We start from the raw sequence: 20,973 nt of genomic DNA, 5'->3' as shown, positions 1-20,973 counted from the left end.
CGCGCGTGGTCACAGTCCTCCGTCGTGGCCGACGGTCCTGGTCGCGCGGCCGGGACGACGATAGCCCAGCCGCTCGAGTCCCGCTCGGATGCGGCGTGCTAGCATGTGCGGCTGTCCTTCCGAGCCCGCGGAACGGACGACGAGCGATGATGGAGCCCGCAGTGGTCGAGCAGAGACGACGGTTCCTGGTCGCGGGGGGTGCGGGCTTCCTCGGATCCCATCTCGCAGCCGAGATCCTGCGCCGGGGTCATGAGGTGGTCGTCCTCGACAACCTGATCACCGGGACGATCCGGAACATCGCGACGCTCCGAGGCGAACCGTGCTTCACCTTCGTCGAGGACGACGCGGTGAACGCGACGGCGATCCCCGGGTCCTTCGACGCGGTGCTGCACTTCGCGTCGCCGGCGTCGCCTCCGCGCTACCTCGCGCACCCGATCGAGACGCTGCACGCGGGCTCCTCGGTGACGGAGGCGCTGCTCGAGGTGGCCAAGCGCGACGGCGCGCGCTTCGTCCTCTCCTCCACCTCCGAGGTCTACGGCGATCCGCACGTGCACCCGCAGCACGAGGAGTACTGGGGCAACGTCAATCCGCACGGCCCGCGCAGCGTCTACGACGAGGCGAAGCGGTACGCGGAGGCGATCACCTTCGCCTACCGTCGCCACTTCGGCGTCGACACCGGCGTGATCCGGATCTTCAACACCTACGGGCCGCACATGGACATCGACGACGGTCGCGCGGTGCCGGCGTTCGTGAAGGCCGCGCTGGCCGGGTCCTCGATCCCGATGCACGGCGACGGCACGCAGACCCGCTCCCTCCTCTACGTCGACGACCTCGTCGCCGGCGTCCTGCTGATGGCCGACTCGACCGACCCCGGGCCGATCAACATCGGATCGGTCGACGAGCTCGAACTGGGCGAGATCGCCCTGCGCATCGTCGCCCTCGTCGGCAGCGACTCCCGCATCTCCTACGGACCCCGTCCGATCGACGACCCCGAGCGACGCAAGCCCGACATCAGCAAGGCCCGCGAGATCCTCGGCTGGCAGCCGAGCATCCCGGTCGAGGACGGACTCGCGCGGACCATCGAGTGGTTCGCGTCGCCCGACGTCCTCGCCGCGAAGTAGAGAGAGCACCGACCCGTGAAGCTGTCCATCCTGATGCCCGTCTACAACGAGCAGGCGACCCTCCAGAAGGCCGTCGACCGCGTCCTCGCGATCCGGTTCCAGGAGGGGGTCGAGATCGAGTTCGTGATCGTGAACGACGGCAGCGTCGATCGCACGAAGGAGATCCTCGACGCGCTCGAGGACCCGCGGATCCGCGTGTTCCACCAGCGCGTGAACCAGGGCAAGGGCGCGGCGATCAGCCGAGCGGTCCAGGAGGCGACCGGCGACTACGTCATCATCTGCGACGCCGACGAGGAGTACCGCCCGAGCGAGATCCCCACGCTGCTGCAGCCGGTGCTCGACGGCGAGGCGCAGCTGGTCTACGGCAGCCGCACCTTCGGCTCGCACACGTCGTTCTCGTACTGGTACGTGATCGGGAACAAGGGCGTGAACCTCGTCACGAACATCCTCTTCAACGCCTACGTCTCGGACGTCGAGACCTGCTTCAAGCTCATGCCGCTGGAGCTCTACCGCTCGCTCGGCATCAAGGAGAAGGGCTTCGGCATGGAGGCGGAGGTGACCGCGAAGCTGCTGGCCCGGGGACACCGCCCCTACGAGGTGCCGATCAGCTACAGGGCGCGGACGCGCGAGGAGGGCAAGAAGATCACCGTGAAGGACGGCTTCGAGGCGCTCTGGATCCTCGCCCGGATCCGCCTGCGTGAGGGCTCGCGGACCCGCCCGCCCCAGAGCTCCGCCGCCTGACGTGGGAGGAGCCGAGGAACGCGGCGCTGCGCGCCTGGGCGCCTGCGGGCGGCCTACCGGAGCCTGATCGCCTACGCGCTGAAGTTCGGCGTGGTGGGATTCCTCGGGTTGATCGTCGATGTGGCGGTCTTCAACCTGCTGCGCCTCAGCGGCGACCACCTGCTCTCGGGTCCGCTCGGAGCGAAGGTCGTCGCGGTGGCGGCGGCGACCGTCGTCACCTGGATCGGGAACCGGTACTGGACCTTCCGGGAGCACCGGCGGGCGAACTACGTCCGCGAACTCGCGGAGTTCAGCACCGTCGCCGTGGCGGGGATGGCGGTCAACCTCCTGCCGTTGTACGTGTCCCACTACGTTCTCGGGTTCGACAACCTCGTCGCGGACAACATCTCGGCGAACGTGATCGGCCTCGCGCTCGCGACCGGATTCCGCTTCGTCCTCTACCGGTACTGGGTCTTCGGCCACCACCGCTCCGGCGGAGTCGTCGAGTCGCGCGAAGCCGAGGTCGCGGCGGCCGCGCTCTTCGAGGACGACGCGTCGGCAGTGAACGACACGGCTCCGATCCGCCGACCGACCTGAGCCCGTCGGCGCGCTCCCCGAGCCCGTGCTCGGCTCCGAGTACACTGTCGGGGTGACAGACGTGAGCGGTGACCCGCGCCTTCGAGCGGGCGACGAGAAGCCAGAAGCAGGATCTGCGGGGGACGTCGCCGAGACGGCTGCGGCGCCGCGCAGCCCCCGGGTCGAGACCCTCGAGGAGCTTCGCGCCGAGCGGGACGCCCTCCTCAACGACCCCCTCGACGCGTGGCTGAAGCACATGCACGTCGGCGGCGTCGTGGCGTCGGCGCCGTTCGAGCAGACGCTCTCGTGGCGAGTCACCAAGCCTCTGCGCGCCGCGCGCCTCTTCCAGATCCGCGCGTCGCAGCTCGGACTCCGCGGTGCGGTCGGCCACTCGGTCCGGTACGCGCAGCGCCGCTTCGGGCGTCGCGGATGAGCGCCGAGGACCTCGACGCGCCTCTGCGCCGCGCACTCCTCCTCGAGCGCCTCGAGCAGCTCGCGCCCTTCCTCCTGGAGACCGTCGAGATCGAGGCGCTCGCGGGCCGGGGTCCCGGCCCGCTGATGGACGCGATCGCCCGCCGCACCAAGGAGCGCGCGTCCGACGACCTGACCTGGCTGGCGCTCACCTCCTTCCTCGCGGTCTTCCCGGTCGAGCACTTCTTCCTCTGGTTCCGCCGTTCGCTCGAGCTCTGCGAGCCGCACGAGGCCCTCCGGGTCTTCCTGTCTGCCGGCGCCCGGGCCTCCACCGGCTACGCCGACCTCCGCTCGCGCCTCGAGATCGTCACCGACGCGGTGATCGCCGACGTCGACTTCTGCGCCCGTCACGCTCACCAGACCGGGATCCAGCGGGTCGTGCGCAACACGATGCGCCGGTGGCACGGCCACCACGACGTCACTCCGATCGCCTGGGTCAACGGCTCCATGGCCATGCGACGACTCAGCGACATCGAGCTCTCGCGGGTCATCGACTACGAGAACATCCGCTCCGAGCCGTGGCGCGACGGCGACCCCGAGGTCGTCCGCTTCGTCGTGCCGTTCCGGTCAACTGTCCTGATCCCCGAGGTCCCCGGTCTGAACCTGTGCGCGCCGTACGCCTCTCTCGCCGCCTACTCGGGCAACCGGGTGGGGCTCATCGGCTACGACGCGATCCCGGTGGTCAGCGCCGACACGGTGCCCGGCATCGAGACGGCGCGCTTCGTCAACTACCTGTCGGTGGTGAAGCACGCGAGCAGCGTCGCCGGCATCAGCGAGTCCGCCTCGGACGAGTTCCGCGGCTTCGTCGACGCCCTCCCGGCGCAGGGGCTCACCGGACCGCAGGTCGACACCGTCGCCCTGCCCGTCGATCGTCCCAACCTGGTCGACGCGTCGCTGGCGCCCTCGACCGTCGGCCCGCTCGTGCTCGCCGTCGGCAGCACGGAGCCGCGCAAGAACCACCTCGCCGTCCTGCACGCGGCCGAGCGCCTCTGGCGGGAGGGCCTGGTGTTCACGCTCCGCTTCATCGGCAACGGGAACGACTGGTCGACCCGGGTCTTCGACGTGCGGATCCGCGAAGCCCAGCAGGCCGGCCGCAGCGTCGAGCTCTGGCGCGGTGCCAGCGACGAGAAGCTCGTGTCCTCCTACGAGAACGCCCGGTTCCTCGTCTTCCCGTCGACCCACGAGGGCTACGGCCTGCCGGTCGCGGAGGCGCTCGCCCTCGGTGTCCCCGCTCTCACCTCGAGCATCGGCTCGCTGGCCGAGATCGCCGCCGACGGAGGCTGCGTGACGGTCGACCCCGGTGACGACGATGCGATCCACGCGGCCATGCGCGAGCTGCTGCAGTCGGACGAGAAGATCGCGCAGCTGCGTGCGGAGGCCCTCGCGCGGCCGCGGCGCACCTGGGACGACTACGCCGAGGAGCTGTGGGGCGTCCTGGTGGGCGCCGACGAGGAGAAGGCGGTCGACCGTGCGTAAGTCCGTGGCGGTCGACCGCCTGAGCGTGCTCCTGGAGACCCTCGCGCCCGAGCTGGCTCCCGAGGCCGAGCTGGACGGCCTGGTCCGTCAGCTCGCCGGCGTCCTCGAGGCGCCGTCCACCCAGGAGATCTGGCTGACCCTCGCCGTCGTCACCGGCGCCCTGCCGGTCCGGGACGAGGTCATCGACGCCGTGCGGCTGGTGCGGCTCGACGGTGCGCGGGCTCTGCTGCGCTCGGTGCTGCGCGAGCGGGCCAACGGCTTCATCCTCAACCGACTGCAGATGCCGCGCGTGCGCGTCGTGACCGCGGCGGTCGTCGTCGACGTCCACCACACCGCCCGGACCGGTCTCGCGACCGGCATCCAGCGCGTGGTCCGCAAGTCGATCGCCGAGTGGTCGAAGGAGCACCAGATGGTGCTCGTCGGCTGGGACGGCGCCGACCGCACCCTCCGCGAGCTCGACCCGCCGCTGCGGCGCAACGCCCTCTACGGCACCGTGCCCGACGCGAAGGCCGATCCCTCCAGCGACATCCTGGTGCCCTGGCGCTCGCGCTACGTGCTGCCGGAGTTGGCGACCGAGGACGAGCGCACGTCCCGCATCGCAGCACTCGCCGAGTTCAGCGGCAACCGCACGTCGACGATCGGCTTCGACTGCGTCCCGCTGACGACCGCCGAGACGGCGCACATCGGCATGAGCGCCGCGTTCTCGCGGACTCTCGTCGCGGTGAGCCACATGGACCGCGTCGCGACGATCTCGGAGGCGGCCGCGGTCGAGTACCGCGGCTGGCGCGAGATGCTGGCCGGAGTCGGTCGGAAGGGCCCCGACATCCAGCGGATCCTCCTGCCGTCCGAAGCGGGAAGCGTCGACGACGCCTCCCTCGCCCGGGCCTCGGCGGAGCTGGTCACCGGGGACCTCCCGCTGGTGGTCTGCGTCGGCAGCCACGAGCCGCGGAAGAACCACCTCGCGGTGCTGCACGCGGCCGAGCTGCTGTGGCGGGAGGGCCACGAGTTCAGCCTGGTCTTCATCGGCGGCAACGCGTGGAACAGCGAGGGCTTCGACGCCCAGCTGGAGCGGCTCCGGATCGAGGGGCGCGAGGTCGCGTCGTTCTCGGCGATCACCGACGAGCTCCTGTGGAGCGCCTACCGGCTCGCCCGCTTCACGGTCTTCCCGTCGCTCAACGAGGGCTTCGGCCTGCCCGTCGCCGAGTCGCTGGCGGTCGGCACCCCGGTGCTCACCGCACGGTACGGGAGCATGGCCGAGATCGCCTCGCAGGGCGGAGCGGTCACCGTCGACTCCCGGGACGACCACGACATCGCCCGGGGCATGCGCGAGCTGCTGACCGACGACGCGCTGCTCGAGCGCCTGCGCGGGGAGGCGTCGCGCCGTGACAACTCCTCCTGGGCCGAGTACGCCGCCGAGCTCTGGGACTTCGTCGCCGCGGACGCCCGCTGAGCGCTCGAGCGGGCGGTCCCCGGACCGCCCGCTAGCGCGATCGGTCGAGCTGCTCCGCGGCCGTCACCAGGGCCTCGGCCGCGTCTGTCCACGGACGGATCACGCCGGGATCCACCCTCCGCGGGACGCGCATCGCGTCCTCGAGGGCGCGGATCAGCGCGTCCTCGTTCGCGGGGTCCACGAACACGGCGGAGTCCTCGTGGCCCGCGAGCGCATCGCGGATGCCCGGGATGTCGGACGCGATCACCGGGGTGCCCGACGCGACGGCCTCGAGCGCGGGCAGTCCGAACCCTTCGTGGTGCGAGACGAGAGCCAGGGCGTCCGCGCCGGCGACCAGGGCGGGGAGCGCCTCGTCCGACACCGGCTGCGCGACGATGCGGACGTCGGCTCCGGCCTGTGCCGCGCGCTCGACATCCGCGACGATCTCCCCGTCGTCCCACCCGGTCGCGCCGACGAGCAGCAGCGTGTGGCCCTCGGGTCGCTCCGCCGCGGCGTAGGAGCGGATCAGGTGCGGCAGGTTCTTGCGCGGCTCGCGGGCGCCGACGAAGAGCAGGTAGCGCTCGACGCCCAGGGTCGCGGCGATCGCGGCCGACTCCGCCCGCGCGCGCGGACGGAAGACGCGGGAGTCGACGGTCGTGGGGAGGACCCGGAGGCGCTCGGGACCGACGCCGAGGAGCTGCTCGATCTCGCGGGCGGCGGAGGGCGTCCCGGTCGCGACGAGGCTCGTGCGACGGAGCCAGGCGGCGACGTGGGCGGTGAGGAAGCGTCTGCGCTCCTCGGGCACCAGGGCGGGCTGCGCGGCGAAGCAGACGTCGTGGAGGAACGTGATCGACGGGCTCAGCGTCCGCCAGTTGCGGAAGTTCGGGAAGAAGTACACCCCGCGGCCGATCAGGAGGTCGATCGGGACGGGCGTCCGGGTCAGCAGACCGAACAGCCGTCGGGGGAGCGGGACGCCGAGGACGCGGACGCGACCGGAGCGGCGCGTCGCACCGCCGCCCTCTCGGAGAGCGGAGCGAAGAGCGTCAGCTCGATCCGGCCGGAGAACCGCTCGTCGGTCAGGGCGCGGACCGTCTCGAGGAGGACGTGCCCGACGCCCGTCATCGCCGTCGCGGCGAGCGGGGTGGCATCGACGCGGAGGCGGACGGGACGGCTCACGCCCGCGTGACCCCGCCGACCGTGGCGGTGGCGGCGACGCTCACCAGGCCGACCCGCTTGTCGCTGCGCTCGACGGTGAACCGGGCGCCGACGGGCACGCGGGTGAACTCGCCGTTCCCGAGGGTGGACGCGGAGGCGTGCACGGCGTAGGTGCCGCCGCCGAAGCGGATGTCCGGCAGATCGAAGACGATCGTGGTCTGCTCGGTCAGCGGGGGGTGCTCGAAGCCCAAGCGCATCGTGTTGGTGCCGAAGACGATCTGCCCCATGGGGGTGTCCACGCCCATCCCGACGAACCAGTTCTCGAGGGGAGTGCTGCTCAGTGGGCGCAGGGTCACGGAGACGCGGAGGTCGTCGCCGGGACGCAGGGTGCGGTTGCCCTCCTCGAGCGTGCCGCCGTCGAGCTCGATGCTCACGATCTCGGCGGGCTGGATCTGCTCCGGCTCCTCGCCCGTCTCCTCCGCCTCGACGATGGCCTCGGCGGTCTCGCGCTCCACGCGCTCCTGGCGCGAGGACTCGAAGCCGTTGCGCAGCACCTCGAGACCGCGGGCGGTCTCGCCGTCGTAGATGACGTTGCCGTGCTCGAGGACGACGGTCCGGTCGCACAGCTCGCCGACCTGCTCGAGGGAGTGCGTGACGAGGACGATGGTCTTGCCGGCCCGCTGGAAGGCGCGGATGCGATCCATGCACTTGCGCTGGAACGGCTCGTCGCCGACCGCGAGGACCTCGTCGACGAGGAGGAGATCGGGATCGGTGTGGATCGCGATCGCGAAGGCGAGCCGCACGTACATGCCCGACGAGTAGAACTTCACCTGGGTGTCGATGAAGTCGGCGATCTCGGAGAAGTCGACGATGGAGTCGAACTTGTCCTCGAGCTCCTTCCGCGACAGCCCGAGGATCGCGCCGTTGAGGAACACGTTCTCGCGACCGGTGAGGTCGGGGTGGAATCCCGCTCCGAGCTCGAGCAGGGCGGCCAGGCGGCCGCGTCGCTCGACGGTGCCGGTGGTCGGCTGGATGATGCCGCCGATGAGCTTGAGCAGCGTGCTCTTGCCGGAGCCGTTGGCGCCGATGAGGCCCACCGTCGAGCCCAGCGGGATCTCGAGGTCGATGTCCTTCAGGGCCCAGAAGTCGTCGCGGTGCTGGCGTCCGCGCCCGAAGTTGACGATGCGCTCCTTGATGCTCTTGTCCTTGCGGATGACGAAGCGCTTGGACGCGTTCTGCACGCGGATGATCGTGGGCATCGCCGCGGAGTCGGGCACGGACAGCTCTGATTCGAGTGTCATGGGATCAGATCTCCTGAGCGAAGTTGCCCTCGAGGCGGCGGAAGATGCGGTGGGCGATCCACACCAGCACCACCCCGACGAGGAAGATGAGCAGGAGGCGGAGCTCCATGTGGCCGGGCCACGGCTGCGGGCCGACGATGATCGGCGCCTCCTCCGTGCCCAGGTTCACCGTCTGCGATCCCGCCGACCAGATGGCGCGCTGGAACGCCAGCACGGCGTTGGTCATCGGGTTCAGCAGGTAGAGCTGGGCCACCCAGCCGGGGACCGACTCGACGACGAACGCCCAGGCGTAGACGATCGGCGAGAGCCAGAAGAAGATCTGGATCCCGACCTCGACGAGGAACTGCACGTCGCGGAGGTAGACGTTCAGCGCCGACAGCGCGAGGGCCAGCGCGAGGCCGTAGACCAGGACGACCGCGATGGCGGCCGGGATGTAGAGCAGGTTCCAGTTCACGTCGATCCCGCCGAGCAGGATCGCGCCGACGATGAGGACCAGGAACTGGACGGCGAAGTTGAAGAGGGCGGAGCCGATCGTGGCGACCGGGAAGATCTCGCGCGGCAGGTAGACCTTCTTGATCAGCCCGCCGTTGCTGAGGATCGAGACGGTCCCGCTGCTGACGATCTCGGCGAAGAGCCCCCAGATCGTGAGGCCCGAGAACACGAAGATCGCGAACTCCGGGACGTTGCGCGCCGCCGAGAGGAACTGGCCGATCGCGATGTAGTAGATCGCGAGCATGACGAGCGGGCGGATCAGCGTCCACAGGAAGCCGAGGCTCGAGTCCTTGTACCGCTGCTTGAGCTCGCGGTTGACGAGCAGCCGGAGGAGCTCGCGGTGGCGGAGGATGTCGATCAGCGCCGAGACGAAGCCCCCGGCCTTCCCGCCGCCGGGCTGCGTGCCGCTGCGATGGAAGGGCTCCTGGGCGATCGCGTCGACGCGGTCGGCCGCTCGCGTGATCGTCGACTTCTTGCTGCTCATCGGTCTCCCAGCCATAGCACTGCCGTCACGGCAGCTGGATCATTGTACGTTCCGTCCGCTCCACGACCGGGGGGACGGCGAGGCGGCGGCTCAGCCGACGCGTCGGGCCAGGTCGAGGTCGTGCGCGACCATGCGCGCGACGATCTCCTCGAAGGCCACCGTCGGCTCCCAGCCGAGGACGGAGCGGGCGCGCGAGGCGTCGCCGCGCATCTCCGGGGCGTCGACGGGCCGCGCGAAGCGGGGATCGAGGACGACGAGGTGCTCCCACTCGTCGATGCCGGCCGCGGCGAACGCGGCGGCGACGAACTCGCGGACGGAGTGCGAGACCCCGGTCGCGATGACGTAGTCGCCCGCCTCGTCGGCGCGGGACGCCCGCACGAGGGCGTCGACGTAGTCCGGGGCCCAGCCCCAGTCGCGCCGGACGTCGAGGTTGCCGAGCGACAGCTCGCTCGCGGCCCCCACGGCGATCGCCGCGACGCCCGCCGTGATCTTCCGCGTCACGAAGGCGTCGGGGCGCCGGGGGGACTCGTGGTTGTAGAGGATCCCGGAGGAGGCGTGCAGGCCGCGTCCGCGGTACACGCCGACCAGGAGGTGCGCGAACGCCTTGGCCGCGCCGTAGGGCGACACCGGGCGGATCGGGGTCGACTCCGTCTGCGGGTTCTCGGTCGCCGCCCCGAAGATCTCGGACGACGACGCCTGCACGAAGCGCACGGGGCGCCCGGTCGACTCCTGGAGCGACAGGGACGCCTCGAGCAGCGCCGCGACGGCGGTGCCGGTGACCTCGGCCGTGAGCACGGGCTCCTGCCAGGACAGCGCCACGGAGGAGAGCCCGGCGAGGTGGAACACCGTGTCCGGTGCCGCCTCCGCGACGATGCGGCCGAGGCCGGCGGCGTCGCGGAGGTCGCCCTCGATGGGCCGCACGGCCGAGGGCAGGACGGAGTCGTCCCCGCGCACGAGCGCGGAGACGTCCCAGCCGTCCTCGAGCAGGCGCTCGACGAGGTAGCCCCCGTCCTGCCCGCTCGCTCCGGTGACGAGAGCGGAGGGCACGACTACCTGATCAGCGCGGTCTGCTCGACCAGGTCGTTCTCGACCATCATCGCGACCAGCTCGGGGAAGGAGACCTTGGGCTCCCAGCCGAGGACGTCGCGGGCCTTCGCCGGGTCGCCGATCAGCAGATCGACCTCGGCCGGGCGCATGAACGCGGGGTTCTGGGTGACGTACGGGGTCCAGTCCTCGATGCCGACGTGGTTGAAGGCGATGTCGAGGTACTCGCGGATCTCGTGGGTCTCGCCGGTGGCGACCACGTAGTCGTCGCCCTCGGGCTGCTGCAGCATGCGCCACATCGCGTCGACGTAGTCGCCGGCGAAGCCCCAGTCGCGCTTCGCGTCGAGGTTGCCGAGCTCCAGGGTCTCCTGCAGGCCGAGCTTGATGCGGGCGACGGCGAGGCTGATCTTGCGGGTCACGAACTCCGGGCCGCGGCGGGGCGACTCGTGGTTGAAGAGGATGCCCGACGAGGCGTGCATGCCGTAGGACTCGCGGTAGTTGATGGTCATGTAGTGACCGAAGACCTTCGCGACGCCGTAGGGCGAGCGCGGCCAGAGCAGGGTCTCCTCGCGCTGCGGGACCTGCTGCACCTTGCCGAACATCTCGGAGGAGGAGGCCTGGTAGAACTTCACGCGCGACATGTCGTCGCCGGCGTAGAGGCGGGTCGCCTCGAGGATGTTCAGCACGCCCTTGCCGGTGACGTCGGAGGTCAGCGACGCGTTCTCCCACGAGTAGGCGACGAACGAGATCGCACCGAGGTTGTAGACCTCGTCGGGCTGGGCGACGGCGAGCACGCGGACGAGGCTCGAGACGTCGGTGAGGTCACCGGTGAGCAGCGTCACCTCCGGGACGACGCGGCGCACGAGCTCGTACTTCGGGTTGTTCTGCCCGCGGACCAGGCCGAAGACCTCGTAGCCCTTCGAGAGCAGCAGCTCGGCGAGGTAGAGGCCGTCCTGGCCGGTGATTCCGGTGATCAAAGCGCGGGGCACGTGGTGGTCCGTTTCGTCGTGGGTCGATGACAGCGGGCTACATACTACCCACGGGCCCCGCCCGAGGCCGGATCGGCACCGGCGGGGCGGCGCCGGCCGCGGCTATCCTGGCCGGTCGAGACACCGATTGGACGCCATGCCCGACCAGCTCCCCGTCACGCTCGCCGTCCTCACCGTCGACCCCGGCGGGATGGGGGGAGGCGAGACCTACGCGCGTGCTCTGACGCGCCTCCTCGTGCCCCGGCCGGGAGACGAGGACCTGCGCGTGCAGGTCCTCGTGCCCGAGAACGCGCGCGGCTTCAGCGAGGGCGTCGCGGAGCTCGTCGCCGACGGCGTCGTGAGCGGCGCGGGGCACCGACGGCGGGCGATCGGCATGCTGCAGGCGCTGCTGCGGACCGTGCGCCTGCGCGGACGCCTGGCGCGGGACGAGACCCTCTACTTCCCCTTCACGGTGCCCCTGCCCTGGCCTTCGAGGAGGCAGGGGCACGTGCAGATGCTGTTCGACCTGCAGCACCGCGATCTGCCCGACCTCTTCCCGCGCGTCGAGCGCCTCTTCCGCCGAGTCGCCTACGAGGCGACGGCCCGGCGCGCGGACGCGGTGATCACGATCAGCGAGTTCACGAAGGGGCGCATCGTCGAGCTCCTCGGGATCCCGGCCGAGCGGATCCACGTCTCGCACCTCGGAGTGGACACCTCGCGCTTCCACCCGAACACGGGCGAGCGGGAGGACTTCGTCTTCTTCCCGGCGCGGGCGTGGCCGCACAAGAACCACGCGCGGCTCTTCGAGGCGATGCGCCTGCTCCGGGCCGACGGCCACGACCTCCGGCTCGTGCTGACCGGCGGCGACCTCGACCGGCTCGGCGAGCTGCCCGACTTCGTCGAGTGGCGCGGCCACGTCGCTCCGGAGGAGCTCGCCGAGCTGTACCGGCGGGCGGCGGTCCTCGCCTTCCCCAGCCTCTACGAGGGCTTCGGCCTCCCGCCGATCGAGGCCATGGCGTCCGGCTGCCCCGTCGCGGCCGCCGACGCCGGGTCGCTGCCCGAGATCTGCGGCGACGCCGCGGTGTACGTCGATCCGCTCGACGCCCGCTCGATCGCCGACGGCATCGTCGAGGCGATCGCGCGCCGGGAGGAGCTCGCTCCGCTCGGCCTCGCGCGTGCCGCGGAGTTCGACTGGGAGCGCTGCCGCGCGGAGCACCTCGAGGTGCTCCGCTCCGTCGCCCGCCGCCGGGTCAGTCACGGGGGCGGAGCAGCCGGCGCCAGCTGAGGCCCTGCGCCGCGCGCATGGCGCACACCACGACCAGGAGCCAGCCCGCGTCCAGCAGGATCGAGCTCTCGGCGAGGGCGGTGACGACGAGCACGGTCAGGACCATCACCGGCCACACGTGCACGACGGCCTTGCGCTCGGACGCGATCAGCCAGGAGCGCCAGAGGGCGAGCCCGACGAGCGCCGTGAAGAGCACCGCTCCGACGACTCCGACCTGAAGGGCCAGGTCGAACAGGGCGTTCAGGCTCGAGGAGTGCGGGCGGCCGGAGAGGAAGTCGATCGCGTTGAACGGGTACAGCTCCGTGCGCCAGTAGCCCACCCAGCCCCAGCCGATCAGCGGGGCGAGATCGACGAAGCGGCCGACCTGCTGCCAGAGGGTGAGGCGGAACTCGAACTCGCTGCCCGCGTTGAGCAGCTCGATGATCCGGGAGCGGAAGAGCCAGGCGGCGAGGGCCGCTCCGGCGGCGACGCCGAGCGTGACGTACTGCCGGGTGCGCCGGTGCTCGCTGTCGCCCCGGCGCACCCAGCGGAGGGCGAGCGCGACGACCGCGGCGACCACGAGCACGCCGGCGCTGACCGCCGAGCGGGTGAAGAGCAGCGTGGCGGCCGCGAGGGCGAGCGAGGCGATCGCGGAGCCGCGGGCCACGGAGCGGGTCATCAGCTCGACCGCGAACGTCACGATCGCGAGGAGGCACACCAGGCCGAGCTGGTTGCGCGTGCCCACCAGCCCCTGGATCGGCCCTCCCGCCGCGAGCTGCCCCTCGACGCCCAGGAAGCGCAGCGGACGGTCGATGAGCACGCCGGCGACCACCTCGACGGCGACGGACGCCGCGAGGACGAAGCGCAGCACGTCCCCGACCGAGCGGATGATCTGGATGATGTCGCGCGTCACTCCGATCGCGATGGCCAGGAACGCGAGCGCGAGCTGGTAGGCGACGCCCGAGACGGTCGACCACTGGTACCCGCTCCAGAGCACGCTGAGCGCGATCCAGCCCAGGAACACCAGGATGCTCGTCGGCAGCAGTCCCTCCCAGTCGAGGGTGCCACGGCGCAGCACGAGCATCGCCGCGGCGAGGACCGTCAGCGTCGCGATGCCGGCGATGTAGCCGGGCCAGCCGATCATCCCGCGGACCGCGGGCGCGCACAGGACGACGACGAGGGTCGACTGCGCGAGGGCGGCGGCGAACCGGGGGGACGCCACCGCGTCCGAGAGGTACGGCGGGAGAGCGGAGGGACGCCGGTCCGTCATCGCCCCGGTCGCTCGCCCGCGACGGCGAGGCGCTCGGCCGACAGGGCCTCCTCGGCCTCGTTCGCGGGCTGCTTCGTCAGGACGGCGAGGGCCGTGAGCAGGAGCCAGCCGCTCTCGATCAGCAGGCGGCTCTCGGCGAGCGACTGCGCGAGCAGGGCGACGACGAGGAGCAGCGGCGCCAGGGACAGCGCCGAGTAGGGCAGTGCTGCGGTCGCGCTGCGGCGGGGCCGGTCGACGGCGCGGAACCAGGAGCGCCAGAGCGTCGAGACGGTGAGGGCGGTGAAGAGCACGAGGCCCACGACGCCGAGCTGGAACCAGACGTCGAGCGCGGCGTTGTGCGCCTGCAGGTAGAGGACGCCCTTGCGCTCGGCGAGGGTGTCGAACGGAGCGGCCCACGGGGCCCAGTAGCTGACCCAGCCCCACCCGAGCACGGGGCGCTGAGCGGCGAGCTCACCGACGGCGCTCCAGATGTCGAGGCGCCCGGTCGCGTCCTCGCTCTTGCCCAGGAGGGAGAGCAGGGCGCCCCAGCCCGACGCGACACCGACGACCAGCACGGCGCCGACGGCCGCCGCGGTCACGTACACCGGCCGCCGCCCGTCCTCGCCCCGACGGCGCGCCCAGAGCGCGAAGGCCGCGGCGAGGGCGACGGCCACGAGGCAGAGCAGCACGGTCGAGGAGCGGGTGAGCAGCAGGGTCGCGGCGAAGACGAGTGCCCAGAGGACGCCCCAGCGACGGCGGACCGTGCGGGCGGCGAGCTCGATCAGGACGACGACGAGGCCCAGGAGCGCGGCGAAGCCGAGCAGGTTGCGGTTGCCGACGATGCCCTGGATCGGCTCCCCGGTGAACAGCGCCGCCTGCGACCAGTAGAAGGCGTCGGGGACGGGGCCGGAGGCGGGCAGGTCGATCACGAGGGGGAGCACGCTCTGCCGCACGACGACCGCGACGACGAGCTCGAACAGGAGCGAGAGGCCGACCGTGATGCGCAGTGCCCGCCCGAGAGCCGTCACGAAGGCGCCGGCCCCGAGCGTCAGACCCAGGACCACGCCTCCGAAGGTCGTCGCGAGCTGCGCCGTGACGCCGATGGCGCTCGCGCCGGGGTACGCGGACCAGAGCAGCGACAGCACGACGAGGGCGAGGAACGCCAGGAGCGACTTGGGGGTCCGGCTCCAGAGCAGCCTCGGCCGCACGCGCACTACGAGCACGACCGCCGCGATCAGGAGCGCGCCGACGACCAGGCCCCAGCCCCACCAGCCGGCGAGGTTGCGCAGCGCCTGACCCGAGATCAGGACCGTGAGGATCGCGACCGCGAGCGCTCGGGGAGCGGAGGGCGCGGCGCGTTCGGGCATGGCGATCAGTCTAGAGAGCGGTCGCGTCGCTCCGGCTCAGACGAACGCCGCCGTGCCGGTGATCGCGCGGCCGACGATCAGGGTGTTCATCTCGCGCGTCCCCTCGTAGGAGTACAGGGCCTCCGCGTCGGCGAAGAACCGGGCGACCCCGTAGTCGAGCACGATGCCGTTGCCGCCCATCACCTCCCGGCACCACGCGACGGTCTCGCGCATGCGCGCCGTCGTGTAGGCCTTGGCGAGCGCGGAGTGCTCGTCGCGCTGCTCGCCGGCGTCGAGCATCTCGGAGACCCGGGTGGCCAGGGCGATGCTCGCGGTGATGTTGCCGATGCTCTTGACGAGGAGGTCCTGCACGAGCTGGTGGCCGACGAGGGGCTTGCCGAACTGGACGCGCTCGCGGGCGTACCGCAGGGCCGCGTCGTAGGCGCCGATGGCGACTCCGATCGCCTGCCAGGCCACTTCGGCCCGGGTGAGCCGGAGGATCTTCGCGGTGTCGCGGAAGGAGTCCGCGTTCTGCAGGCGGAGCGACTCCGGCACGCGCACGCCCTCGAGGACGATGTCCGCGTTCTGGATCGTGCGCAGGCTCTGCTTGCGGGCGATCGCCGTGGCGCGGTAGCCCGGCGTCGTCGTCGGCACGAGGAAGCCCTTGACCTGCCCGTCGGCGGTGTCCTTGGCCCAGATCACGGTGACGTCGCTGAACGTCGCGTTGCCGATCCAGCGCTTCGCGCCGTCGAGGATCCAGTCGTCGCCGTCGCGACGGGCGGTGGTGCGCAGTCCCTGGGCGGAGTCCGACCCGGAGTGGGGCTCGGTCAGGCCGAAGGCTCCGATGACCTCGCCCGACGCGAGCCGGGGGAGCCACTCGGCGCGCTGCTCGTCCGACCCGGTCACGCCGACGGTGCCCATCACCAGTCCGTTCTGCACGCCCACGTAGGTGGCGATGCCCGCGTCGACCCGGCCGAGCTCGAGAGCGACCCAGCCGCGGAAGACGCCGAGTTCTCGATCGCGCGCGTCTCGGGCCACGAGAGGCCGACGGCGCCCGTCGCGTGGATCCCCGGCACGAGGTGCCGCGGGAACTCGGCGCGCTCCCAGAAGTCGTCGGCGATCGGGCGCACCTGCTCCTCGAGGAAGGCGCGCAGGCCCGCGAGGAGGTCCTTCTCGGCCGGGGAGAGACCCCCGGCGAAGCCGTAGAAGTCGGCCGTCAGCGTCTCGAAGATCGTGCTGTCCATGTGCTCCGTCGCTCCCTCGTTCGAGCCGGACCGCCGCAGCCGTCCAGCAGCGGCGACGCGGCTGGTGCCAGCGTACGAACGCGGGCCCACGGCGGCACGATCGGTGGAGGGGAGCGCCAAGGGGAGCCCCGCCACCAGCGGTCGCCGTTGTGGATCCTGCTACCGTCGGGGCGGAGCGGCCCCGGCAGGGTCCGGTACTCGCGCGGCTCCTCCCTGCTCCCCGGACGGAAAGGCCCGGCCCGTGTTCATCCCGATCGGCAACACCCCCCGCGACTACGCCTGGGGGTCGCTCACCGGCATCTCGGACGCACTCGGCACCTCGGCGTCCGGCCGCCCCGAGGCGGAGCTGTGGCTCGGGGCGCACCCCGGGTCGCCGTCGCGGATCCTCGACCCCGCGGTCGGCGCGGCCACCCTCGCGGACTGGATCGCGCGGGAGCCGGAGGCGGCGCTCGCCGGATCGCACGGCTCGGCCGACCCCGTCTCCGGTGCTCCGCGCCTGCCGTTCCTGCTGAAGATCCTCGCCGCGGGCGGGCCGCTCTCGCTGCAGGCGCACCCCTCGGCCGAGACGGCGCAGCGCCGCTTCGTCGAGGAGGACGAGGCCGGCATCGCGCGCGATGCGGCGGACCGCAACTACAAGGACCCGTTCCACAAGCCGGAGCTGATCTACGCGCTCACCGAGAGCTTCGACGCGCTGTGCGGTTTCCGCGATCCCGCGCAGGCGGCGGCGCTGCTCGAGGAGCTCGCCGAGCGCGCCCCCGAGCAGCAGGGCGCCGCGATCCGCGCGTTCACCGCCACTCTCGACGGCGACGCCGAGCAGGTGCTCCGCCGTGCGGTGTCGTGGCTGCTCGCGGACGGCGACCGCAGCGAGGTGGCGGCTCTCGTCGACGCCGTCGTGCGGGCCGCCGACGGGGACGACCGCCTCGAGACCCGCACCGTCGGCGACCTCGCCGAGAGCTACCCGGGCGATCCGGGCATCGTGCTGTCGCTCCTGCTGAACCGGGTGCGGCTCGCGCGCGGAGAGGTGCTCTACCTGCCCGCGGGGAACATCCACGCGTACCTGCACGGCACCGGCGTCGAGCTGATGGCGGCGTCCGACAACGTGCTGCGCGGAGGACTGACGCCCAAGCACATCGACGTGCCCGAGCTCGTCGACGTGCTCGAGTTCTCGCCGCTGCCGGTGCCCTACCTCCCCGCGCAGGAGGTCGCGCCCGGGGTCCGGGTCTACCGGCCCGACGTGCCGGACTTCGTGCTCGCGGTCGTGGAGCCGGTGTCGGAGGACGCCGTGGAGCTGGGGCTGCGCGGCCCGGCCATCGCGATCGCCACCGCGGGATCCTTCGTGCTCGAGGGCGCGGAGGGCCGGACGCGCGTCGAGCGCGGAGGCAGCGTCTTCGTCACGCCGTCCGAGGGGACCCTCTCGGTCAGCGGCCGCGGAACCCTCTTCGTCGCCGCGCAGTAGCCGTCCGACCGCCCGCGGGGCGGCTCAGGACGCCTCGGCGCACGCGAACGTCCGGCGGTAGGCCGCGGGCGTCGTCTGCAGCACGCGCACGAAGTGGTGGCGCATGACCGCCGCCGTGCCGAACCCGACCCGCCCCGCGATCGTCTCGAGGGTGAGATCGGTCTCCTCGAGCAGCTGCTGCGCGCGCAGCAGGCGCTGGCGGTTCAGCCAGGCGAGCGGAGTGGTGCCGAGGTCGGCCCGGAACCGCCGCGCGAAGGTGCGGGGCGACATCAGCGCGCGCCGCGCCAGGGTCTCGACGGTGAGCTCCTGGTCGAGGTTGTCGAGCATCCACTCGGTGACCTCCGCGAACGAGTCGGCCCGGGCCTCCGGGATCGGGGTGCGGATGTACTGCGCCTGGCCGCCGTGGCGCTGCGGCGGCACGACCATCCTGCGGGCGACCACGTTGGCGGCGGCGGCGCCCCACTCCTCCCGCACGATGTGCAGGCAGGCGTCGATCCCCGCGGCGGTTCCCGCGCTGGTGACGATGCGGCCCTCCTGCACGAAGAGGACGTCCGGGTCGACCCGGACGGACGGGAACCGCTCGGCGAGCTCGTCGGTGTGCATCCAGTGCGTCGTGGCGCGTCGGCCGTCGAGGATCCCCGACTGGGCGAGCACGAAGGCCCCGCTGCAGACGCTGAGGATCCACGCGCCCCGGGCGTGCGCCCGCCGGAGGAGGTCGAGCACGCGCTCGTCCACCGGTCCGCGCGGGAGGGCCGGGATCGCGAGGAGATCCGCGTCCTCGGCGGCGGCGAGGCCGTGCTCGACGACCATGTCGAAGCCCAGGCTCGTGGTGACCGGCCCCGGATCCGCGGTGACGATGCGCAGGTCGAACGCGGGCCCGCCCTGGGCGGTGCGGTCGATGCCGAACACCTCGCAGACGACCCCGAACTCGAACGGGGCGAGACCGGGCAGGGCGACGAGGGCGACGGAGCGGAGCACGGCGGCAGGATATCGCGGGGCGAGCAGATCCCGCCAGAGCGGCGCGGTCCGGTGCCGCCGCTAAAGTAGCGACGGCGCCGAGCAGGGCCGCCGACGATCGAGGGAGTCGCACATGGCATGGCTGGTCACCGGGGGAGCCGGGTACATCGGAGCGCACGTCGTGCGCGCGTTCGCCGAGCAGGGCATCGAGCCGGTCGTCCTGGACGACCTGTCGTCGGGGCACGACTCGTTCGTGCCGGAGGGGATCCCCTTCCACCGCGGATCGATCCTCGACGAGGCTCTGCTGGACCGCGTCTTCGCGGAGCACCCGATCGAGGGCGTCGTGCACGTCGCCGGCTTCAAGTACGCCGGGGTCTCGGTGCAGAGGCCGCTGCACACGTACGAGCAGAACGTCACGGGCACCCTCCGCGTGCTCGCGGCGATGGAGCGCGCGGGCGTCTCGTCGATCGTCTTCTCCTCCAGCGCGGCGGTGTACGGCGCGGTCGACGTCGACATCGTCACGGAGGAGACCCCGAAGAGCCCGGAGTCGCCGTACGGCGAGACCAAGCTCATCGGCGAGTGGCTGCTCGCCGACGCGGGACGCGCCTGGGGCGTCCGGCACGCCTCCCTCCGCTACTTCAACGTCGTCGGCTCCGGATACCCGGACGTCTACGACACCAGCCCGCACAACCTCTTCCCGCTCGTGTTCGAGGCGCTACTGGCCGGTCGCACGCCGAAGATCTACGGCACCGACTACCCCACGCCCGACGGCACCTGCGTCCGCGACTACATCCACGTCGCCGATCTCGCGCTCGCCCACGTCGCCGCGGCCCGCCACCTCGCGGCCGGCGAGCCGATCGACCCGGTGTACAACCTCGGCAGCGGCGACGGCGCCTCGGTCGGCGAGATCATGCGCGCGATCGCTCGCACCACCGGGATCGCGTTCGAGCCCGAGACCGCGCCGCGCCGTCCGGGAGACCCGCCGCGCATCGTCGCCTCGGGCGAGCGAGCGGGCCGGGACCTCGGCTGGGAGATGCGCCACTCGCTGTCCGACATGGTCGACAGCGCCTGGCGCGCCCGGAGCGCCGCGACCGCCTGACGAGCGGCACTCCGGCGTCACGCTTGCGACACGCCGGAGTGTCGTGAACCCTCCACGGGTTGTTGAGGGTTTACAGTCTGCGACTTGACCTTCGCGAATGACACCGGTGTAATTACGTGGGCGGCGCCTCCGGGAGGAGCGGGTCGCCGATCATCGGAACCGGCGGGGTAGGAGACGGCATGGCAATTCCCGACAGCGTCTCAGGACGCGGAGTCTCGGAGCCCGGCAGCACCTTCCCCGGACGCGGCGGTCAGCACGCCCCCGGTGAGCTCCGCGGGGCGGCCGGCCGCGCAGGGGTCCCCGAGGACTGGTTCGTCGACCCGGTGCGCCTCGGCGTCCCCGGTGTCCGTCCCGGGCTCGACTCCGAGACCGAGGCGCCCGGCGGCGCCCTGTCCTGGCAGGCCGACTCGCTCTGCGCTCAGACCGACCCCGAGGCGTTCTTCCCCGAGAAGGGCGGCTCGACGCGCGATGCGAAGAAGATCTGCACCTCGTGCGAAGTGCGCTCGCAGTGCCTCGAGTACGCCCTCGAGAACGACGAGCGCTTCGGCATCTGGGGCGGCCTCTCCGAGCGCGAGCGCCGCAAGCTCCGCCGCCGCGCCTAGGAGCGTCCCGACCTCGGCGCGCTCGGCCCGCGCCCTCCCGGCGGGGCGGCGAGCCGCCGGTGAGTGCTCCGCCGCCATCGCCTAGGGTGGTCCGCGATGTATCCCCGAGTAACCGCCGTCCTCGTCGCGCGCAACGGCGCCGCGTATCTGGAACGCACCCTCGCGGCGCTCCGAGCCCAGACCCGGCAGCCCGACGCCACCGTCTTCGTCGACGGGGGATCGAAGGACACCACGGGGGAGCTGCTCGCCGCCTGGGGCCCCTCGCAGCTGGTGCAGGTCGCCGAGAACCTCCCGTTCGGCCAGGCCGTGGCGCGCGCCGTCCGGGTCATGCAGCCCCCGGCGGGCGAGGACGAGTGGCTCTGGCTGCTCGCGCAGGACTCCGCGCCCGAGCCCGGCGCGCTCGCCGCGCTCCTGGGCGCTGTCGAGGTCGCTCCCTCGGTGGCGGTCGCGGGCCCCAAGGTCATGGACTGGACGCGGTCGGGCTACATCCGCAGCTACGGCGAGTCGATCACCAACTAC

19 protein-coding genes and 2 pseudogenes are annotated in these 20,973 nt (G+C 72.0%); 11 read left to right on the top strand and 10 right to left on the bottom strand.

What is annotated here, in order from left to right; all coding sequences use genetic code 11:
• Positions 1-146: 146 nt before the first annotated feature.
• The 6 genes from B0T42_RS04475 (at position 147) to B0T42_RS04450 (ending at position 5,814) form a co-directional block, all read left to right on the top strand.
• Positions 147-1,121: an NAD-dependent epimerase/dehydratase family protein gene (locus B0T42_RS04475; RefSeq protein ID WP_077222106.1), complete on the top strand. Its 975-nt coding sequence runs from the start codon at positions 147-149 to the stop codon at positions 1,119-1,121.
• A gap of 15 nt (positions 1,122-1,136) precedes the next feature.
• The gene (locus B0T42_RS04470) at positions 1,137-1,862 is read left to right on the top strand and encodes a glycosyltransferase family 2 protein (protein WP_077222105.1); all 726 of its coding nucleotides are present in this window, start codon (positions 1,137-1,139) and stop codon (positions 1,860-1,862) included.
• A gap of 90 nt (positions 1,863-1,952) precedes the next feature.
• Positions 1,953-2,438, top strand: coding sequence for a GtrA family protein (locus B0T42_RS04465; protein ID WP_236720111.1), 486 nt, complete (start codon positions 1,953-1,955; stop codon positions 2,436-2,438).
• A gap of 52 nt (positions 2,439-2,490) precedes the next feature.
• Entirely contained in the window at positions 2,491-2,850 is a 360-nt protein-coding gene (locus B0T42_RS04460; protein WP_139344413.1) for a hypothetical protein, read from the top strand.
• A complete protein-coding gene (locus B0T42_RS04455) occupies positions 2,847-4,364 on the top strand; it encodes a glycosyltransferase family 4 protein (protein WP_077222103.1) in 1,518 nt (505 codons plus the stop codon). The genes B0T42_RS04460 and B0T42_RS04455 overlap by 4 nt, the downstream gene beginning before the upstream one ends.
• On the top strand, positions 4,357-5,814 hold the full coding sequence (locus B0T42_RS04450; RefSeq protein ID WP_139344412.1) for a glycosyltransferase: 1,458 nt from the start codon (positions 4,357-4,359) through the stop codon (positions 5,812-5,814). Before B0T42_RS04455 ends, B0T42_RS04450 begins: the two co-directional genes overlap by 8 nt.
• A gap of 31 nt (positions 5,815-5,845) precedes the next feature.
• Here B0T42_RS04450 and B0T42_RS04445 read toward each other — a convergent pair whose 3' ends face one another.
• The 6 genes from B0T42_RS04445 to B0T42_RS04420 form a co-directional block, all read right to left on the bottom strand.
• On the bottom strand, positions 5,846-6,691 hold the full coding sequence (locus B0T42_RS04445; protein WP_158078035.1) for a glycosyltransferase: 846 nt from the start codon (positions 6,689-6,691) through the stop codon (positions 5,846-5,848).
• A gap of 41 nt (positions 6,692-6,732) precedes the next feature.
• The gene (locus B0T42_RS04440; RefSeq protein ID WP_077222100.1) at positions 6,733-6,969 is read right to left on the bottom strand and encodes a hypothetical protein; all 237 of its coding nucleotides are present in this window, start codon (positions 6,967-6,969) and stop codon (positions 6,733-6,735) included.
• Positions 6,966-8,249, bottom strand: a complete 1,284-nt coding sequence (locus tag B0T42_RS04435) for an ABC transporter ATP-binding protein (RefSeq protein ID WP_236720110.1) — start codon at positions 8,247-8,249, stop codon at positions 6,966-6,968. Before B0T42_RS04435 ends, B0T42_RS04440 begins: the two co-directional genes overlap by 4 nt.
• A gap of 4 nt (positions 8,250-8,253) precedes the next feature.
• On the bottom strand, positions 8,254-9,225 hold the full coding sequence (locus B0T42_RS04430) for an ABC transporter permease (RefSeq protein WP_077222099.1): 972 nt from the start codon (positions 9,223-9,225) through the stop codon (positions 8,254-8,256).
• 90 nt (positions 9,226-9,315) lie between these two features.
• A complete protein-coding gene (locus tag B0T42_RS04425; protein WP_077222098.1) occupies positions 9,316-10,272 on the bottom strand; it encodes a GDP-mannose 4,6-dehydratase in 957 nt (318 codons plus the stop codon).
• 2 nt (positions 10,273-10,274) lie between these two features.
• A complete protein-coding gene (locus tag B0T42_RS04420) occupies positions 10,275-11,258 on the bottom strand; it encodes a GDP-mannose 4,6-dehydratase (RefSeq protein WP_055788154.1) in 984 nt (327 codons plus the stop codon).
• 136 nt (positions 11,259-11,394) lie between these two features.
• On the opposite strand from B0T42_RS04420, the gene B0T42_RS04415 reads away from it, so the two are divergent.
• Complete coding sequence (locus B0T42_RS04415) at positions 11,395-12,522, top strand: glycosyltransferase family 4 protein (protein ID WP_077222097.1); 1,128 nt, start codon at positions 11,395-11,397, stop codon at positions 12,520-12,522.
• On the opposite strand, the gene B0T42_RS04410 is transcribed toward B0T42_RS04415, so the two are convergent.
• From B0T42_RS04410 to B0T42_RS04400, 3 genes and pseudogenes are all read right to left on the bottom strand, one after another.
• Positions 12,488-13,771 carry an O-antigen ligase family protein gene (locus B0T42_RS04410; protein WP_077222096.1) on the bottom strand — a complete coding sequence of 428 codons (1,284 nt, stop codon included), beginning with the start codon at positions 13,769-13,771 and terminating at the stop codon, positions 12,488-12,490. The two genes, B0T42_RS04415 and B0T42_RS04410, sit on opposite strands and share 35 nt — an antisense overlap.
• Positions 13,768-15,117, bottom strand: a complete 1,350-nt coding sequence (locus B0T42_RS04405; protein WP_077222095.1) for an O-antigen ligase family protein — start codon at positions 15,115-15,117, stop codon at positions 13,768-13,770. Before B0T42_RS04405 ends, B0T42_RS04410 begins: the two co-directional genes overlap by 4 nt.
• Positions 15,118-15,153: 36 nt before the next feature.
• A pseudogene (locus B0T42_RS04400) lies at positions 15,154-16,340 on the bottom strand (acyl-CoA dehydrogenase family protein).
• Positions 16,341-16,581: 241 nt separating this feature from the next.
• On the opposite strand from B0T42_RS04400, the gene manA reads away from it, so the two are divergent.
• Positions 16,582-17,796: a mannose-6-phosphate isomerase, class I gene (gene manA, locus B0T42_RS04395; RefSeq protein WP_077222094.1), complete on the top strand. Its 1,215-nt coding sequence runs from the start codon at positions 16,582-16,584 to the stop codon at positions 17,794-17,796.
• A gap of 24 nt (positions 17,797-17,820) precedes the next feature.
• On the opposite strand, the gene B0T42_RS04390 is transcribed toward manA, so the two are convergent.
• Positions 17,821-18,774, bottom strand: a complete 954-nt coding sequence (locus B0T42_RS04390) for a GlxA family transcriptional regulator (protein WP_077222093.1) — start codon at positions 18,772-18,774, stop codon at positions 17,821-17,823.
• 112 nt (positions 18,775-18,886) lie between these two features.
• On the opposite strand from B0T42_RS04390, the gene galE reads away from it, so the two are divergent.
• The 3 genes and pseudogenes from galE to B0T42_RS22585 form a co-directional block, all read left to right on the top strand.
• A complete protein-coding gene (galE, locus tag B0T42_RS04385) occupies positions 18,887-19,852 on the top strand; it encodes a UDP-glucose 4-epimerase GalE (protein ID WP_077222092.1) in 966 nt (321 codons plus the stop codon).
• A 323-nt stretch (positions 19,853-20,175) separates the two neighbouring features.
• Positions 20,176-20,454 carry a WhiB family transcriptional regulator gene (locus B0T42_RS20440; RefSeq protein ID WP_274703330.1) on the top strand — a complete coding sequence of 93 codons (279 nt, stop codon included), beginning with the start codon at positions 20,176-20,178 and terminating at the stop codon, positions 20,452-20,454.
• A gap of 96 nt (positions 20,455-20,550) precedes the next feature.
• Positions 20,551-20,943 (top strand): annotated as a pseudogene (locus B0T42_RS22585) (glycosyltransferase family 2 protein); the annotation flags it as partial.
• Between the last annotated feature and the right edge of the window lie 30 nt (positions 20,944-20,973).

This window comes from Rathayibacter rhapontici, assembly GCF_001995175.1.
Classification (GTDB): domain Bacteria; phylum Actinomycetota; class Actinomycetes; order Actinomycetales; family Microbacteriaceae; genus Rathayibacter.
The sequence above is the reverse complement of the archived record's forward strand: the minus strand, read 5'-3'. Positions and strand labels throughout refer to the sequence as shown.